Source organism: Pectobacterium sp. CFBP8739 (genome assembly GCF_013449375.1).
Classification (GTDB): Bacteria; Pseudomonadota; Gammaproteobacteria; order Enterobacterales; family Enterobacteriaceae; genus Pectobacterium.
This window is the reverse complement of sequence record NZ_JACDRR010000006.1, coordinates 1-17,442: the sequence shown is the minus strand read 5'-3', so window position 1 is coordinate 17,442 and position 17,442 is coordinate 1. Positions and strand designations below refer to the sequence as shown.

The window sequence follows — 17,442 nt, the reverse complement described above, 5'->3', positions numbered from 1 at the left end:
ATGGTCACCCGCTTATGGTGACAAATCATAGAGATAAGAGAGAGGCGAAGTCGCAACGTGGCTCAATATGTTTATACCATGCATCGCGTCGGTAAGGTCGTACCGCCGAAGCGTCACATTCTGAAAAACATCTCCCTCAGTTTTTTCCCCGGTGCCAAAATCGGCGTGCTGGGTCTGAACGGAGCCGGTAAATCAACGCTGTTGCGTATTATGGCTGGCATTGATACGGACATCGAGGGCGAAGCTCGCCCACAACCTGGCATCAAAATCGGCTATTTGCCGCAGGAACCGCAGCTAAACACGGAGCACACCGTACGTGAATCCGTAGAAGAAGCGGTGTCTGAAGTCGTGACTGCGCTGAAGCGTCTTGATGAGGTCTATGCACTGTATGCCGACCCAGATGCGGATTTCGATAAACTGGCTGCCGAGCAAGGCAAGCTAGAAGAAATCATTCAGGCGCATGACGGTCATAACCTGAATAACCAACTGGAGCGCGCTGCCGATGCGCTGCGCTTGCCAGAGTGGGATGCGAAAATCGCCAACCTGTCCGGGGGGGAGCGTCGCCGCGTGGCGCTGTGCCGTCTGCTGCTGGAAAAACCGGACATGCTGCTGCTCGACGAACCAACCAACCACCTGGATGCAGAATCTGTCGCCTGGCTGGAGCGCTTCCTGCACGACTTCGAGGGCACTGTGGTGGCGATTACCCACGACCGTTACTTCCTCGATAACGTTGCAGGCTGGATTCTGGAGCTGGACCGTGGCGAGGGTATTCCGTGGGAAGGCAACTACTCTTCCTGGCTGGAACAAAAAGATCAGCGTCTGGCACAGGAAGCCTCTCAGGAAGCGGCACGCCGTAAATCGATTGAGAAAGAGCTGGAATGGGTGCGTCAAGGCGCCAAAGGCCGTCAGTCCAAAGGTAAAGCCCGTCTGGCACGCTTTGAAGAGCTGAACAACACGGAATACCAAAAACGTAACGAAACCAACGAACTGTTTATTCCACCAGGTGCTCGCCTCGGCGATAAAGTGGTGGAAGTCACCAACCTCAGCAAGTCTTACGGCGAACGTCAGCTCATCGACGGGCTTTCTTTCTCCGTACCGAAAGGCGCGATTGTCGGTATCATCGGCCCGAACGGTGCCGGTAAATCGACGCTGTTCCGTATGATGTCCGGTCAGGAGCAGCCAGATAGCGGCACGATTGAGCTGGGTGAAACAGTGAAACTGGCGTCAGTCGACCAATTCCGTGACGCGATGGACAACAGCAAAACCGTCTGGGAAGAAGTGTCTGGCGGGCAGGACATCATGCGTATCGGCAACACCGAAATGCCAAGCCGCGCGTACGTTGGCCGTTTCAACTTCAAAGGGGTTGATCAGGGCAAACGCGTTGGCGAGCTGTCCGGTGGTGAACGCGGTCGCCTGCATCTGGCGAAGCTGTTGCAGGTCGGCGGTAACGTGCTGCTGCTCGATGAACCGACCAACGACCTGGATATCGAAACCCTGCGCGCGCTGGAAAACGCCCTGCTGGAATTCCCTGGCTGTGCCATGGTGATCTCGCATGACCGTTGGTTCCTCGACCGTATCGCCACACACATTCTGGATTATCAGGATGAAGGTAAAGTGGAATTCTTCGAAGGTAACTTTACCGAATACGAAGAATACAAGAAGCGTACGCTGGGCGCCGATGCGCTGGAACCACACCGCATCAAATACAAGAAGATCGCTAAGTAAGCCGCCATCGAACGTGATAAACAAATGGCCCGCATTGCGGGCCATTTTTTTCTATCATGCTTCATCTACTAGGAATCAGAACGTTTCCCAATTTTGATTATCGCTACCTTTGCTACTACTTCCGGCAATCGCCATCGCTGGCGTTAAACGCGCTTGAGGCGCCGCTTTTGGCAATGACGATTTTAGTCTCTGAGCCACACCAGCTAGCTTAAATACCGCGACAGCCTGCGTCAAACGCGCAGCCTGTTCTTCAAGTGACACCGCGGCGGCCGAAGCTTCCTGCACCAGTGCCGCATTTTGCTGCGTTGCGCTGTCCATTTCAGACACAGCCTGGCTTACCTGCTCAATACCACGACGTTGTTCATCGGAAGCGGAAGCAATTTCCCCCATGATGTCAGTCACACTGACAACCGCGCGGACAATCTCGCCCATGGTTGTGCCGGCTTGAGACACGAGCCCTGACCCCGTTTCCACCAACTGGCTTGATTCGCCAATCAGCCCTTCAATCTCTTTCGCGGCCTGTGCGCTGCGCTGCGCCAAATTACGGACTTCACCCGCCACCACCGCAAAACCACGCCCTTGCTCACCCGCACGCGCAGCTTCTACCGCCGCGTTCAGTGCCAGAATGTTGGTCTGGAATGCAATGCTATTAATGACAGAGGTGATTTCGGAAATACGTCGTGAACTGGTGGAAATATCCTGCATGGTATCCACCACGCCTTGCACAATTTGCCCGCCCTTCTCGGCTTTTTCAGAAGCATTCTTCGCCAATTGGCTAGCGTGATGGGCGTTGTCAGAGTTCTGTTTCACCGTTGCGGTTAGCTGTTCCATGCTCGCGGCGGTTTCCTCCAATGCGGCAGCCTGCTGCTCGGTACGCGAAGAGAGATCGACGTTACCCGCCGTAATTTCTGACGATCCCTGATAGATCGAATCCGCCCCTTCACGCACGATCGTCACCGTATCCGTCAGTTCCGCCTGCATGTTCTGGATATTCGTTCCCAGAATGCCGATTTCATTACGTCCCATCGCCATCGGCGGCTGCGTCAAATCACCCGCCGCGATCTTCTGGATACGCTCAACCAGTCTGTTGATTGGCGCGAGGATCACATTGCGCACCATGATGTAGGCCATGATCGCCATAATGATAGACAGGACAAAGGAGCCCGCCATCATCCAGTTACCCAGTTTGGCATTCTGTTCTGCCCGCAGATTGATCTCCTGCGCGGCTTTTGTGAGTTCAGCGACTTTCTTACGCACTGGAACACCGAACGCTTCGTCTAGCTGGCGCGCCAGCGTACTTTCCAGCGTGATCGTATCTTCAAACTCACCCTCTTTTACTGCTGTCTGCATCGCTAAAATCGCGTTATCACGGTAGTTGGCATACGCCTTAAGAATTTCCTCATCCAGCGCGTTTTCGCTTTCCTGTTTATCTGGACGCGCGAGGTATTCATCCAGACGCTTCTGCGAGGATCTGACTCGACCCATAGCCTGATCTAAAGCAGATTTAAAGACCTCGTGATCGCTAATACGATTTGCCGCCGCTGCTTGGATAAACAACAATCTGGCCACGCGTAATTGATCGAGACTACTACCGATTCCGGCACGGACATCAGACAGCTCATTAGCCTTATCGAGTGAATGATTACTCTGCTTTAAAAAATAATTTGCTGTGCCAATAGAAAGCGCAAATAGAATCAGAATAATTGAAAAAAGCGTAATAAATAACGAAACGAGGCGTATATTGTTGATGTAACTCAACTTCTCTTTTTGAATAGACATCGGTTGCATTCTCATTTTCACCATCACTGGTATACATTATCTCTGCCATGACAGGCACAGCAGAGCCCAGATATCACTGTGACAATAACGCCACGCAGAGTAGACCTTTCATAAAGAAGCAAAAGGAACCCAAAGTGTTATCGGCATTTCCCCTCTAAAACGTACCTAAAATAGATTGATAGAAATCACGTTTCAATAAAAATTGAAAACAATAATAAAAAATGAAACATAAGTATTGTGGGTATACCATCACGGCTGCGTTTTCAAAAACGTTGGATAATCATCCAACGCACGATGTTGTAAAACAAAGTCGATAAAACACGCTAACGCGGGCGAATTCAGCTTACGGCTGGGATACACCAGATAAAGGTCGTTAGCTTCCACCTGCCAATCCGATAAAACTCTGACCAATTTCCCCGACACCGCGTCACCCAGACAGAGAAAATCCGGCAATAGCGTAATCCCCGCCCCCGCAATGGCGCACTCGCGGGCGTAAAGCAGGTTATCGGTGATATGCGCTTCGGGCAGTAACCAGCGATAAAGCTCCGAACCGCGATGAAGTAACCACTCCGTCCAGGCATGGTGCGCAATACAGCGGTGCTGCTGAAGCTGCTGTGGGTGGATCAATGCCGGATGCCGCGCCAGATAATCAGGCGACGCCAGCAAATAGCGGGGAGTCTGCCCAAGCGAACGCCCGATCAGTGAGGAATCATGCGGTTTACCAGTACGAAAAGCGACATCGAAACCCTCCTGAACCAGATCGATCACCGCATCTGAAATCAACACATCCAGCGATACCGCGGGAAAGCGCTGCTGAAATTCAGCGGTAAGCCGTGCCAGCAGCGTGGAACCGAATCCCGCCGGGCTGGTGATACGCAGCCGCCCGCTGGGATTATCACGCAAACGCTGTATGGCAAGATCGGCACGCTCGCTGGCTTGCAGCATTTCCTGACAGTGAATCAGGTAGCGCTCGCCTGCAAACGTCAGATTGAGCTGGCGCGTCGTTCGGTTCAACAGCCGCAGGCCAATCTGCTGTTCAAGCTGGCTAATGCGCAGGCTCAGGCTGGATTTCGCTAGCCCAGCCTTTCGCGCCGCCTGTGTAAAACTGCCACACTCGGCCACCAGCGCAAACAACGCCATATCCTGCAATTGTTTAAACATAATTGTTCACCTTAAACGAACACTGCATTATTTATTGTCCATCTTATCAGCTCTATTTCCGTGTTCTACACTCAGTTCTATTCAATTATTCACACGACTGTATTCTGAAAATAATGAGGAACAGACCATGACCGCTCATGCCATAGCCGTTGATCCACAACAACCAGAAAATTTCATTGCCATCACCCAAGACATTCCCGAGCCTGGTGAATACGATCTGTTGATCGAGGTAAAAGCCGTTTCCGTGAATCCAGTAGATACCAAGGTGCACGCAGGCTTGCGTCAAAATGGGTTAGAACAGCCCAGAATTCTCGGCTGGGATGCCAGCGGTGTCGTGCTGAAAACCGGTAGTGCAGTAAGCCAATTTCAGGTAGGCGATGAAGTCTGGTACGCCGGCGACATCACGCGTCCCGGCAGCAACACCACCCATCAGTTGATTGATTCACGTATCGTGGCACGCAAGCCTGTGTCTCTGGATTGGGCTTCAGCGGCAGCCATGCCGCTCACGGCACTGACTGCGTGGGAAGGCTTGTTCGAACACCTGAAAATACAGCAGGCAGACAGCAAGAAAACGCTGTTGATCATCGGTGGCGCAGGCGGCGTGGGCTCCCTTGCGATTTCTCTGGCAGCCCTGCGCAGTTCGGTCAACATTATTACTACCGCGTCACAGCCTGATTCAGCCGCATGGTGCCGCCAGCGTGGTGCACACAAGGTCGTGGATTACCGTAATTTGGTGGCTGAGCTAGAAAAAGAAGGGATCAAACAGGTCGATTACATTTTCTGTTTGAACGATACCGACGGCCACTGGGATGCCATCAGTAAACTGATCGCACCGATGGGACACATCTGCACCATTGTGGAAAACAAAAACCCGCTCGACCAAACGGCGCTGAAACTCAAAAGCGCAGCGCTGCACTGGGAACTCATGTTTACCCGCAGTATGTTCACCACACCGGATATCGCCGAACAGGGGAACATTTTGCACGAAGTTGCACAGCTGGTAGATGCAGGGAAACTTCAGGGAACCGCCAGCGAAACGCTGCAAGGGTTAACGGTAGACACGCTGAAGCAGGCTCACGGTAAAGTGCTGGAAGGACATATGCGCGGCAAGATCGTTATCGCGCTGTAATAACGTAATCAGCCCCGTAAGGGGCTGATTAAAACTAACTGATTAATCAGATATTAGAACAGCAGGCGAGCACGAATGGTGCCTGGAATTGACTTCATCAGTTGTAGCGCCGTTTGCGCGCCGTCAGTTTCGACATCAATCACCACATAACCAATTTCAGGTGTCGTTTGCAGATACTGCGCGGCAATGTTAATACCTTGCTCAGCAAAGATCTGGTTAATTTTGGTAATAACGCCAGGACGGTTTTCATGGATGTGCAGCAGGCGGCTGGCGCGAGCGCCATGAACAGGCAACGACACTTCCGGGAAATTCACCGCAGACAGCGTAGAACCGTTGTCTGAGTATTTCGCCAGCTTGCCAGCCACTTCATCACCGATATTTTCCTGCGCTTCTTGCGTAGAACCCCCGATGTGCGGCGTCAGCAGCACGTTGTCAAACTCGCACAGCGGCGACAGGAACGGATCGCTGTTAGTTGCCGGCTCTTGCGGGAATACGTCAATGGCCGCACCGGACAGATGCTTGCTGCTCAGCGCTTCGCACAGTGCCGGAATATCAACTACCGTACCGCGGGCAGCGTTAATCAGGATAGAACCCGGCTTCATCAGCGCCAGTTCTTCTGCACCCATCATATTCTGCGTGCTGTCATTTTCCGGCACGTGCAGGCTCACCACATCGCTCATATTCAGCAGGTCAGACAGGTGGCGCACCTGCTGAGCATTACCCAGCGGCAGTTTGCTTTCGATATCATAGAAATAAACGTGCATACCTAGGCTTTCGGCCAGAATACCCAACTGAGTACCAATATGGCCGTAGCCGATGATCCCCAGCTTTTTGCCGCGCGCTTCAAACGAGCCCACAGCCAGTTTGTGCCAGATACCGCGGTGTGCTTTCGCGTTCGCCGCTGGGATACCGCGCAACATCAGCAGCATTTCGCCGATCACCATTTCAGCCACGGATCGGGTATTGGAAAACGGTGCGTTAAAGACTGGGATACCGCGTTTGGTTGCGGCCGACAGATCAACCTGATTCGTTCCGATACAGAAACACCCTACCGCGATCAGTTTTTCCGCAGCAGCAAAAATCTCTTCTGTCAGATGGGTACGCGAGCGGATACCCACAAAGTGCGCATCGCGAATAGAGGCTTTCAATGCCTCAGGATCCAGCGCGCCCTTGTGGAATTCGATATTGGTGTAACCGGCTGCACGCAGGTTATCCAGCGCGCTCTGGTGCACGCCTTCCACTAACAGAAACTTAATCTTGTCTTTTTCCAGTGATACCTTTGCCATTTCCCGACCTTATTTTCAGACTTCAAATGTGACAGAGTGCTAAATAGCCTCTGCCAACATAACAAAAATTACGCAGTCAGCAATACAAACGATTGCTTCGCCCGAATCACGCCACAAAGAGGCGCGCCTGATTTATGGCAAAAAATATTGCCAAAGATGTGCATTGCCATATCGGCGATAAACAAAATAAGAAAATGTGATATTAAGTACCAAAAATGAGCCGTTAACTAAATAGATTTTTTTAGCTAAAAAATTTCTGACGTGGACGTTCACCACGTCAGAACGATCTCGCACTCATTTAACGACGGTTTTTACCCCATCAGCCGTCCCGACCAAGGCGACATCCGCGCCGCGGTTGGCGAATAGCCCAACGGTCACCACGCCGGGGATACCATTGATGTGGTTTTCTACGGCGACCGCATCCATGATATTCAAGTTGTGCACATCCAGAATGACGTTGCCGTTATCCGTCACGACGCCCTGACGGTAGACCGGCTGCCCGCCCAACTTCGCCAGTTCACGCGCCACGTAAGACCGCGCCATCGGAATGACTTCAACCGGCAACGGGAATTTACCCAGCACATCAACCTGCTTGGATGCATCAACAATACAGATGAACTGGCGCGACAGTGCTGAAATGATTTTCTCACGGGTCAGCGCCGCACCACCGCCTTTGATCATCTGCATGTGGCCATTGATCTCATCCGCACCATCGACATAGACATCCAGTGAATCGACCTCATTGGCGTCAAAAACGGGGATCCCCAGACTTTTTAGCTTTTCCGTTGAGGCATCAGAGCTGGAAACCGCGCCTTTGATTTGATGTTTTATCGAACCCAGCGCATCAATAAAGTGTGCTGCCGTCGATCCGGTCCCTACTCCCACAATCGTGCCTGGGCGGACGTAGTCGAGCGCGGCCCATCCCACTGCTTTTTTCAGTTCATCTTGCGTCATAATCTGCTTTTGGCCTGTAGAATCGATATACGAAAACGTGTGCGTATTATAGAACATGCATGTTGGGGAAAGAATGCCTCACGATTTCCCAACACACCTATATTGTGGAGAATACTGCAATCCATCACATTATTGATGAGCATTCTACGGCCTACGCTATCCTACCCATCGTGTTCCCATTCCGACTGGTTTACTATGCTTTCAAAATAAGCATGATCAATCGATGATCATTCAGAGGGTTATTCCTTTTATGCTTTCTGATTTTTACACACCGTTGCGCAATCAAGGCTGGTTAATGTGAACAACGTCAATCGCTCTATTTTGGGTTTGGCTCTGGGACTGATGACATGTTGCGTTTCTCTTTCTCTCGCGCAGGCACAGGCTGATGACCCGTTATTGACTAATCCGGCATCACCCACGACAACCGCGTCAGCAGCCTATCAGGCTCGTGGACTGTTGGTCGCTGTAGATCAGGCGACAATCTCCAGCGATTTGGCCGGGCGTATTGTAGAAATGCCGTTCAGAGAAGGGGAATCGTTCAAAAAAGGCGACCTGCTAGCACGTTTTGATTGTGCTATCTATCAGGCACAGTTGGCAGCATCGCAGGCGGCGATGCGGGCAGCGGAAGCGGAACTCAGCCAGAATCAGCAGTTGGCGCAACTAAAGTCGGTGGGAAAGCATGCGGTATCCTTGTCCGCCGCGCATCTGGCGCAATCGCAGGCGGAAAGCCAAGTTTACCAGATTCAGGTAAATCGCTGCCGTATTTTGGCGCCGTTCGACGGTCAGGTCGTTAAACGACGCGCCCAAGCGTATGAAAGTATCGCGCCAGGCGCACCGCTGTTGGATATCGTCAATAATCACCATCTGGAGATTAATCTGCTGGTGCCATCCCGCTGGCTGTCGATGTTGAAACCAGGGTTAGCCTTTACGTTTACCCCCGATGAAACCGGTACGCCGTTGCAGGCCCGCGTATCCAGACTGGGGGCGCGTATTGATGAAAGCAGTCAGACTCTCAGCCTCAGCGGTGTCATTGAAACCAAAAACACGACGTTGATGGCTGGAATGAGTGGCACAGCGCATTTTTCGGAGAAACTGTGAGTAATACGTCCCCCGTTTCCGGCGAACGTATTTTCGCTCGCTTTTTGGACATCGAACGTCAGGCGCGCTCGGCGAACACGACTGAAGCGCTGGCTTATTGCATCGTCAACGACAGCCAGACGCTGTTTGGGTTTCGCCATGCCGCACTGGTGATCAACGGCACGGTACGGGCGGTGACTGGCGTCACCCAGCCTTCGCCGCATGCGCCTTTTGTCGCGTTTATCGAGCGAGCCGTCGCACAGTTGCAGAAGGCTCAGCAGCACGAGCAGTGTGCGGTGGTGGTCTCAGCCTCATTGGATCAACAAAGTCGCAATGACTGGCAGACGTTGTCGGCTCCTGAAGCGTTGTGGGCGCCGCTGAGAGATCGTCAGGGGCATATATTTGGCGGTATCTGGTATGCCCGCGAGCAACCCTGGCAGGGTGCCGAGCATGTGCTAGCGGAACAACTGGCTCATGCATTTAGTCATGCCTGGCTGGCGCTGGAGCCGCAACCGGTATGGCGGCGTACTCGCTGGCGCTGGAAACTGGCGATCCCCTGTCTATTGATCGTCGCGAGCCTGTTCATCCCAGTGCGTCAGTCAGTGCTGGCACCGGCAGAGGTGATTCCGCTCAACGGACGCGTGGTGGCCGCACCACTTGATGGCGTGATTCAGTCGTTTGCTATTCAACCGAACCAGAGTGTACGCAAAGGTGACCTGCTGGTGCGTTTTGACGATACCACCCTGAAAGCACAGGCGGATGTGGCGGAACGGGCGTTGAATGTGGCGGAAGCCGAATACCGAGCCAATTCACAGCGGGCTTTTCAGGATGCCGATTCCAAGGCGAAGTTGGACTTTCTGGCCGCGCAGGTGGCGCAAAAGCGTGCTGAACGAGACTACGCCAATGCCTTGCTGGAACGCGCTGAAATCCGAGCCGAACGCGACGGCATCGCGGTGTTTGCCGATGCCGAACGTTGGGCCGGTAAGCCGGTTCGCACCGGGGAACGGTTGATGGAATTAGCCGATCCGGCATCGGTATCGCTACGCATCGAACTGGATGTCGGTGATGCCATTCGGCTGGCGCCGGATGCGCCGATCACTCTGTTTCTCGATAGTGATCCAGTTACGCCGCACAGTGCATTGCTGGATCGCGTCGCTTATGAATCAGAACAGACCCCTGCGGGGAATCTGGCCTACCGGTTGGATGCGCGTTTTACCGCCGAGCCGCCGCGCATCGGGCTACGCGGAACCGCTAAAGTTTTCGGTGAGTATGTGCCGCTGGCGGTATACCTGTTCCGGCGACCGCTCGCCGTGTTGCGTCAGTCGGTCGGATTATGAGTGGTTTTTTGCCCGCACTGAGAACCGATCTGCAACTGGTGGAGTCCGCCACCGGCCTTGACGGCACACCACAGTGGGTGCTGACCGACTCAGTCACTGGGCGCTACTTCAAACTGGCACCGTCAGCGATCCGCCTGTTACGCCACTGGTCGCTGCGCGATCCTGAATGGGTGTTGAACGCAGCCAACCGCGAGCCCGGCTTACCCTTGCAGGAAAAAGAGCTGGATCAACTGTTGCGGTTTCTGCGTAATCACGATTTGATCGCTTCCAGCGATCCGCTGCAACGGCAAAGCTATGCCATCAAAGCTGAGGCTCTGCGCAGCAGTGTGTGGAAAACGCTGCTGCATCAATATCTTTTTTTCCGTATTCCATTATGGCGTCCAGACCCGCTACTAAGTCGTTGCTGGCCCTGGCTGCAACGTTACGGTCAGCCGTTTGTGCGGATTGTGTTGCCGCTCATGCTGCTGCTGGGCGGATTTTTAGTCAGCCGAGACTGGGTACGGTATATCCATGCATTTCCTCACCTGTTTAGTCTGCAAGGGATGGCTGCCTTCGGGCTGGCGTTGGTGGGCGCTAAGTTCATCCACGAACTGGGGCACGCCTTTATGGCCAAACGCGCCGGTTGCCGGGTACAAACCATGGGAGTGGCTTTTATTGTGCTGTTCCCGCTGTTCTATACCGATGTCAGTGATGCTTGGAAGCTCCGGGATCACCGCGCCCGGTTACTGATAAGCGCAGGTGGTATTCTGGCGGAGTTGATGCTGGCCTGCGTCGCTCTGCTGGCGTGGTCGCTACTGCCTGATGGCTCGATACGTACCGCCGCGTTTATGCTTTCTAGCGTAACCTGGATAACGACGTTGGCGATCAACCTTAATCCCCTGATGCGTTTTGATGGGTACTTTCTGCTGAGCGATTTTTGGCGGGTAGAAAACTTGCAAGAGCGAGCCTATGCTCTGTGCCGCTGGCGGCTACGTGAGGCGTTGTTTGGTTACGGCCATCCGCCCCCCAGTACCTGGTCGCCGGCCATGCAACGCAAACTATTGATTTGGGGATACGCCTCGTGGGTCTGGCGCTTCTTCCTGTTTTTCGGCATCGCCTTAGTGGTGTATCACTTTTTTATCAAGGTGGTCGGTATCGCCCTGATGCTGGTGGAAATTGGTTGGTTTATCGCGCTTCCCATCGTTAAGGAAGCACATATCTGGTGGTCCATGCGTAAAACTGCTCATCCTGTCAGCCTGTGGCGTTCTGGGCTGATTTTAGCGGCTGTACTGTTGTTTCTGCTGTTCCCCTGGCGCGGCAGCGTTCGTATTCCAGCGGTATTGGAGGCTGAAAACGTCAGTGTGCTTTACGCGCCTATTGCCGCCCAGGTAAAAGCCTTACATGTCATAGACGGTCAGCCGGTGAAAACGGGTGAAGTGTTGCTGGAATTGACTTCATCCGATCTGGATTACCGTATCAATATTGAGCGTCAACAGATTGCGCTTTTGCAGCAACAGCGGCAGCGAAGTGCCGGACGTCAGGAAACCGCCAGTGAGACTCAGGTACTTGACAGGCAGTTGGCCGAATCACTGGCGCGTTATCGTGGACTCGCTGCGCAGCGTCAGCGGTTGTCGATCACAGCACCACAAGCGGGAAGCGTCAAAGATGTGGCACGGGATATGACCGCAGGCCGCTGGCTGGCTACCGACATACCGTTGTTACGCGTTGTCGAACAAGGGCGTGGGAAAGTACAGGGATATCTGCCCGAAGACACGCTGAAGCGCGCACGGGTGGGCATGACCGGTGATTTCATTGCGGATGACCCAGCTTATCCCCGTCTGTCGGTGCAATTGAAAGACATCGCACCGACAGGCGTAGCCTGGTTACAACAAGAGATGTTGGCATCCGACCGCCACGGCCCCATCGCCGTGCGCCGAGACAAGGACCATAACCCTCAACCGGTACAGGCGCAGTACAGTGTCCGGTTCACGGTGCAAGATGCACATTTTTTGCCGCCACAACAGCCGCTACGAGGCAGCGTGATTCTTGAAGGAGAGAAAGAGTCCATCCTCGGCGCGACATGGCGTCGGGTAGCAGCGCTGGGCATTCGGGAAAGCGGGTTTTGACGGGGAACTCATCGACATGAGTAAATGCAGGTGCTGAATAAATTTTACTCATCTGTTCCTCTCGGTAATATCAAAAAATATTTTTTAATAAGTACGCAAGTTTCTCTCGCTGAACTATGTTTTTACTATGTTTCAATATGTTTCCACTCTACCTCGTTTTTATCTCATGACAGCCTGATATGCCCCATCCTCTGGGGTCACACAGCATGATGACAATAATCCGATGCTCTTCATCTCGCGGTGAAGCAGTATCGGTCTAAGGAGAGAAATATGAAGCGTGTGTTTGTCAAATCCGCGATTGCCGTCGTATTGAGTGGCGGCGTATTTCTACCGCAAGCGATGGCGGGGTGTTCTGCTGACAGCCCATATATTGGCAGCGTTTGTTATATGGCCGGTACTTATTGCCCGGCAGATGATTATTTGCCCGCAGATGGCAGAACACTGAATATATCCGATTATCAGGTGCTTTATGCGGTGCTTGGCACCCTTTATGGGGGTAATGCGTCCACCAACTTTATGTTGCCTGATTTGCGGGGGAGAACGGCGATAGGCGCGGGCCCGCTTAATGGTTCTTCCCCGACGTATAACCCTATTCCGGGTCAGAAGATTGGGCAGGAAGTCTCAAACGTTGTCGGCACTGGCTCGGTGACGCTCACCGCCTCACAGGTTCCGCCGCATACTCACCCCGCAACCTTAACGCTGAACGGCGTCTCGGGTACGACGCCAGTGGCAAGCGGCGCCGTTTCCCTGACATCGCTGTCTGGCAGTATCACCAATCTGCCTTTCAGTGCGGTAGCCAGCCTGGGTGTCACCGGTATCGCCAAAATCGGTTCGTCCACCACCACCAGCAGAAGCGTGAGTCTCACGGATAAAGCGTTGTTGACCTCCGTCGGTGGGCCTTCCGCCCAGATCTACGCGCCATCCGGCACTAACGACCGGCAGGTGGGGCCGGACGGTAGCGTCACCGGTACGGCGAGCGGCACGGTAAGTGGTACCGCGACCGGTGGTCAGTTGTCAGGAACGGCGTCGGGCACTATCAGTCTGCCGGTAACGGGGGTGGTCACGGTAGGCGCGAATGTGACGACGCCTGCGCCGGTAACGGTGCCGGTAAATGTATCGGTACCGGTGCGCGACCCGTCGTTAGTGATGACCGCCTGTATTGCTGTCAAAGGGTATTTTCCGCCCCATCCTTGAGGCGATGCTCAATGAAGGGGGGCGGTTTGCCTCCCTTTTCAGGCAGGCAAAAACGTGCCGATATCACAAAACAGCACATAATGTAAAAATAACTGTCAATTTACAAAGTAAGGACATAAATTTAATCTTTCTTGTAATTTGAAATACTTACTCATAAAAGCGATTATTTTTTTATTTTCAAACGGTTCGGCTACTGACTGGTATCATTGTTGACAGCAATTTGGGTTTTCGGGGGACTTCTATGTTATGGCGTCATCTGTTCCGTAAGAAAGGCAACCATCCGGCCAGCCCGGTTGCATCGGTTCCCGATATACCGTTGGGGTATGCACTGGAAGCCCGTATGTTGTTTGATGGGGCAGTTGCCGCCACGGTCGATCAAACCGCAGAGACTCAAGCCACTACCACGCAAACAGCCTCGGCTGAGACGGCCACTCAGACTGATGGTAGCCATGCCGATGGTACGACTAACAACACTGATTCATCGACCTCAGGGACCAGTACACAGAGCACAACCTCTGATAGCAGCGAGGTTGTGGCGGTAGCTGGCGAAACTACCCATAAAGAAGTGGTGTTTGTTGACACGTCCGTTGCTGATTACCAAACGTTGGTCAATCAGGTGCCTGCCGGAACAGAAGTGGTCTTGCTGGACAGCAGTAAAGACGGCCTGACACAGATGGTGGAATGGGCGCAAACACACAGCGGCTATGATGCGATCCATATCATTAGCCATGGCAGTGAAGGGCAGGTTTCGCTGGGAACGTTGACGTTAAACGCGACGACGGCGGCGTCACGAGCTGCTGATTTGGCTGTATTGGGCTCGGCACTGACGGAAGACGGGGATCTGTTGCTGTACGGGTGTGATGTGGCAAGCAATACGGGCGCGGCGTTTCTTACTGAAGTAGCCGACTTAACGGGTGCCGATGTGGCCGCGTCGACGGATGCGACTGGAGCATCAACGCTTGGCGGTAACTGGACGCTAGAGGCTGTTAACAAAGATGGCATCATCGATAGCCATGGTTTGTCGTTCAGCAATTATGATTATTTGCTGGATACGCTGACCTTTGGTGATACAGGTCATGAAAGTGAATTTGGTTATACATCGCCTGTATTCACGCGCCAGGTGAGCGGTGCGACGATCACCTTTACTTCTGTCGATAACTTTGGTAACGCGACATTTTCTGGTACTGACTACCTTTATAGCTCTGATAGCGCCAATAATCAGACGAAGATTACGATCTCTGCGACAGGCTATACATTCGATATTAATTCGTTCAAATATTATGCTGATTCGCAGGGGGGCGAAATTGCGCCTACCGTTACGATAACCGTGACGTATGCAGATAATTCGACGGCTACAGCATCATTTCTTGCTACACAAGATGGTGAGCAGACCATTTCAAGTTTCTCATTCAGTAATGGTCAAACAGCGATTAACGATGTCATTTCTGTGACGATTAAAACCAACAATGGTTCATCGATTCCTTCGTTCGGAATGCAGGATCTGGTGATCAATGATGTCCGAGCCATCACGTCAACAGACACCACCTCAACGGTAACGGCTGGTGCCGCCAGCGAAGTGACGACGTTTGCCACCACAGCAACCTCGGCCGCCAGCGCCACCTCATTGCTGGATTTTACCATCACGGATACGGGAGCATCGGATGGCGTTGCCACTACCGTCAGCGCGTTATACGCGAACGTCAGTGGTACGGCGACATCATCAGAATTGAGTAAGATGACCTTCCTGCTTAGTGGCCCGGATGCCACCAACGTCGTTGGTACATACGACAGCAGTACGGGCAGAGTTACCTTTTCCGGGCTGAGCTTATCGATTGCTGACGGCGGCAATGAAACCTACACCATTAAGGCGTATTACAGCGATAACACCAGCAGTAACGACATTACCGATGGCCACACGGTGATACTGTCCATCAATGCCAGTAATGTGACCACCGGGTCGGGTAGTTCCACCTTTACTAGCGGGCAGTCCAATGTCACCAACGGCAGCGGTGCCAGCATTGATGTGGCTGCAACCAAACTGATTTATAGCCAATCGCCGTCCACCTCCGTGGTCAGTGGCATTAACTTCACCACCCAGCCAGTGCTGATTGCCGTTGACGATAGTGGCAATATCGATACCGATTTCAGCGGCACCGTTACCCTGAGCGAAAATGGCAGTGGCTCGTTGACCGGCACCACCTCGGTGACCGCCTCGAACGGTACTGCCACCTTTAGCGGCGTGAAGTACACCTCGGCCAGTGACAGTGACGCTAATTTCGTGCTGACGGCAGCGTCCGGCAGCCTGGTCAGCGCTACATCGGCATCGATCAATCCAGATGTGGTGGCGACGCAACTGGTGTTTTCCACCCAGCCGGTGCCTGTCACTATTCAGGATGGGCAAAGTACCGGTTTTAGCACGGTACCGGTAGTGCAGGCGGTCGATGCCAACGGCATGGTGGATCAGGATTACACCACCAATATCGTATTGTCGGTCACTGATCCTAATGATGGGACGGTTGATGGCACCGTCAACAGCCTGTCGGTCACCTCCGGTGATCAGGACGCCAGCAGTACCACGGTGACGCTAACGCCGTCCGGCGGCATTGCCACCTACACCGGTCTTATCATCCAGTACACCAACAGCGGCAGTACCAATACGCTGGCGTTGCGCGCCACCTCAGGTAGCCTGACGGCGGTCAACAGTTCGTCGCTCACCTCAACCTCCAACACCGCACCGGTATTCAGCAACCTGAACGGCGGAGCCACCTACACCGAAAACGGCAGCACGGTGGTGATAGACAGCGATGTTACTGTTGCGGATACCGAGCTGGATGCGTTGAACAGCGGGCTTGGTAACTATAACGGCGCGTCGATAACCATCGCCCGCAACGGTGGGGCCAGCAGTAACGATGTTTTTGGTAATAGCGGGCTACTGGGAACACTAACGCAAGGGCAAAACTTCACCTACAACGGTACGACGGTGGGCAGCGTCACCACCAATTCGAGCGGTACGCTGGTGCTGACGTTCAACAGTAACGCCACCTCGGCCATCGTCGATACTGTCTTGCAGTCCATCACCTATACCAACAGTTCCGACAGCCCGCCGAGCAGTGTCACCCTGAGCTGGACGTTTAACGACGGTTCGTTAAATAGTGCTGGCACTAATCAGGCGGTGCTTTCCATTACGCCGGTCAACGATGCGCCAACCTTGTCCAGCGGTGCCACGGTCACCCTGACTTCCACAACGGAAGACGTTACCTCGTCATCCACGGCGGTGTCATCGTTATTGAGTTCTGCCGGTTATGCGGATGTGGACAGCGGTGCGGTGAGCGGTATTGCACTAACAGCACTGACTGGCAACGGCACGTGGCAATACTCCACGGACAGTGGGACTAACTGGTTTAGCGTCGGCACGGTATCCAGCTCGTCAGCGTTGCTGCTCAGTGCAACGACGCAGATTCGCTATGCTCCGGACCGCGCCAACGGCGAAACCGCCACCTTCAGTTTCAGAGCCTGGGATCAGACCAGCGGTATGGCAACCAGCGGTGCAACCAAAGTATTGGCGGATACATCAACGACTGGCGGCAGCAGCGCCTTCTCCGCTAATAGCGCACAGGCTTCGCTGATGGTGACTTCCGTGAATGATGCACCGGTGGTCAGTGGTACGCTGACGGCACAAAGCGTGGCACAGGGCG

General features: G+C 53.5%; 11 protein-coding genes. 7 read left to right on the top strand and 4 right to left on the bottom strand.

Annotated features, from left to right (window positions below; all coding sequences use genetic code 11):
• Positions 1-57 precede the first annotated feature (57 nt).
• Complete coding sequence (gene ettA, locus H0247_RS04530) at positions 58-1,725, top strand: energy-dependent translational throttle protein EttA (protein ID WP_015841807.1); 1,668 nt, start codon at positions 58-60, stop codon at positions 1,723-1,725.
• A gap of 75 nt (positions 1,726-1,800) precedes the next feature.
• Here ettA and H0247_RS04525 read toward each other — a convergent pair whose 3' ends face one another.
• Together H0247_RS04525 and H0247_RS04520 are read right to left on the bottom strand one after the other, a co-directional pair.
• The gene (locus tag H0247_RS04525; protein WP_180741468.1) at positions 1,801-3,504 is read right to left on the bottom strand and encodes a methyl-accepting chemotaxis protein; all 1,704 of its coding nucleotides are present in this window, start codon (positions 3,502-3,504) and stop codon (positions 1,801-1,803) included.
• A 249-nt stretch (positions 3,505-3,753) separates the two neighbouring features.
• Positions 3,754-4,665 (bottom strand): LysR family transcriptional regulator, encoded by a 912-nt coding sequence (locus H0247_RS04520; RefSeq protein ID WP_180741467.1) that lies wholly within the window; start codon positions 4,663-4,665, stop codon positions 3,754-3,756.
• Between the two features lie 127 nt (positions 4,666-4,792).
• On the opposite strand from H0247_RS04520, the gene H0247_RS04515 reads away from it, so the two are divergent.
• Positions 4,793-5,794: a zinc-binding alcohol dehydrogenase family protein gene (locus H0247_RS04515; protein ID WP_180741466.1), complete on the top strand. Its 1,002-nt coding sequence runs from the start codon at positions 4,793-4,795 to the stop codon at positions 5,792-5,794.
• A gap of 53 nt (positions 5,795-5,847) precedes the next feature.
• Here H0247_RS04515 and serA read toward each other — a convergent pair whose 3' ends face one another.
• Positions 5,848-7,080: a phosphoglycerate dehydrogenase gene (gene serA / locus H0247_RS04510; protein ID WP_180741465.1), complete on the bottom strand. Its 1,233-nt coding sequence runs from the start codon at positions 7,078-7,080 to the stop codon at positions 5,848-5,850.
• Positions 7,081-7,374: 294 nt separating this feature from the next.
• A complete protein-coding gene (rpiA, locus tag H0247_RS04505) occupies positions 7,375-8,034 on the bottom strand; it encodes a ribose-5-phosphate isomerase RpiA (protein WP_180741464.1) in 660 nt (219 codons plus the stop codon).
• A 342-nt stretch (positions 8,035-8,376) separates the two neighbouring features.
• Here rpiA and H0247_RS04500 point away from each other — a divergent pair, with 342 nt between their 5' ends.
• The 5 genes from H0247_RS04500 to H0247_RS04480 all read left to right on the top strand — a co-directional run.
• Positions 8,377-9,132, top strand: a complete 756-nt coding sequence (locus H0247_RS04500; protein ID WP_180741713.1) for an efflux RND transporter periplasmic adaptor subunit — start codon at positions 8,377-8,379, stop codon at positions 9,130-9,132.
• Positions 9,129-10,448 (top strand): HlyD family efflux transporter periplasmic adaptor subunit, encoded by a 1,320-nt coding sequence (locus H0247_RS04495; protein WP_180741463.1) that lies wholly within the window; start codon positions 9,129-9,131, stop codon positions 10,446-10,448. The genes H0247_RS04500 and H0247_RS04495 overlap by 4 nt, the downstream gene beginning before the upstream one ends.
• Positions 10,445-12,553 (top strand): HlyD family efflux transporter periplasmic adaptor subunit, encoded by a 2,109-nt coding sequence (locus H0247_RS04490; RefSeq protein ID WP_180741462.1) that lies wholly within the window; start codon positions 10,445-10,447, stop codon positions 12,551-12,553. Before H0247_RS04495 ends, H0247_RS04490 begins: the two co-directional genes overlap by 4 nt.
• A gap of 270 nt (positions 12,554-12,823) precedes the next feature.
• On the top strand, positions 12,824-13,747 hold the full coding sequence (locus H0247_RS04485) for a phage tail protein (RefSeq protein ID WP_180741461.1): 924 nt from the start codon (positions 12,824-12,826) through the stop codon (positions 13,745-13,747).
• Between the two features lie 241 nt (positions 13,748-13,988).
• The coding region (locus tag H0247_RS04480; protein ID WP_180741460.1) for a DUF4347 domain-containing protein at positions 13,989-17,442 on the top strand (3,454 nt) is incomplete at its 3' end.

Bases quoted from the DNA above. Each gene is read 5' to 3' on its own strand.
- serA (WP_180741465.1), bottom strand. From the start codon at position 7,080: ATGGCAAAGGTATCACTGGAAAAAGACAAGATTAAGTTTCTGTTAGTG.
- H0247_RS04520 (WP_180741467.1), bottom strand. From the start codon at position 4,665: ATGTTTAAACAATTGCAGGATATGGCGTTGTTTGCGCTGGTGGCCGAG.
- H0247_RS04485 (WP_180741461.1), top strand. From the start codon at position 12,824: ATGAAGCGTGTGTTTGTCAAATCCGCGATTGCCGTCGTATTGAGTGGC.
- H0247_RS04490 (WP_180741462.1), top strand. From the start codon at position 10,445: ATGAGTGGTTTTTTGCCCGCACTGAGAACCGATCTGCAACTGGTGGAG.
- H0247_RS04525 (WP_180741468.1), bottom strand. From the start codon at position 3,504: ATGTCTATTCAAAAAGAGAAGTTGAGTTACATCAACAATATACGCCTC.
- H0247_RS04515 (WP_180741466.1), top strand. From the start codon at position 4,793: ATGACCGCTCATGCCATAGCCGTTGATCCACAACAACCAGAAAATTTC.
- H0247_RS04500 (WP_180741713.1), top strand. From the start codon at position 8,377: ATGACATGTTGCGTTTCTCTTTCTCTCGCGCAGGCACAGGCTGATGAC.
- rpiA (WP_180741464.1), bottom strand. From the start codon at position 8,034: ATGACGCAAGATGAACTGAAAAAAGCAGTGGGATGGGCCGCGCTCGAC.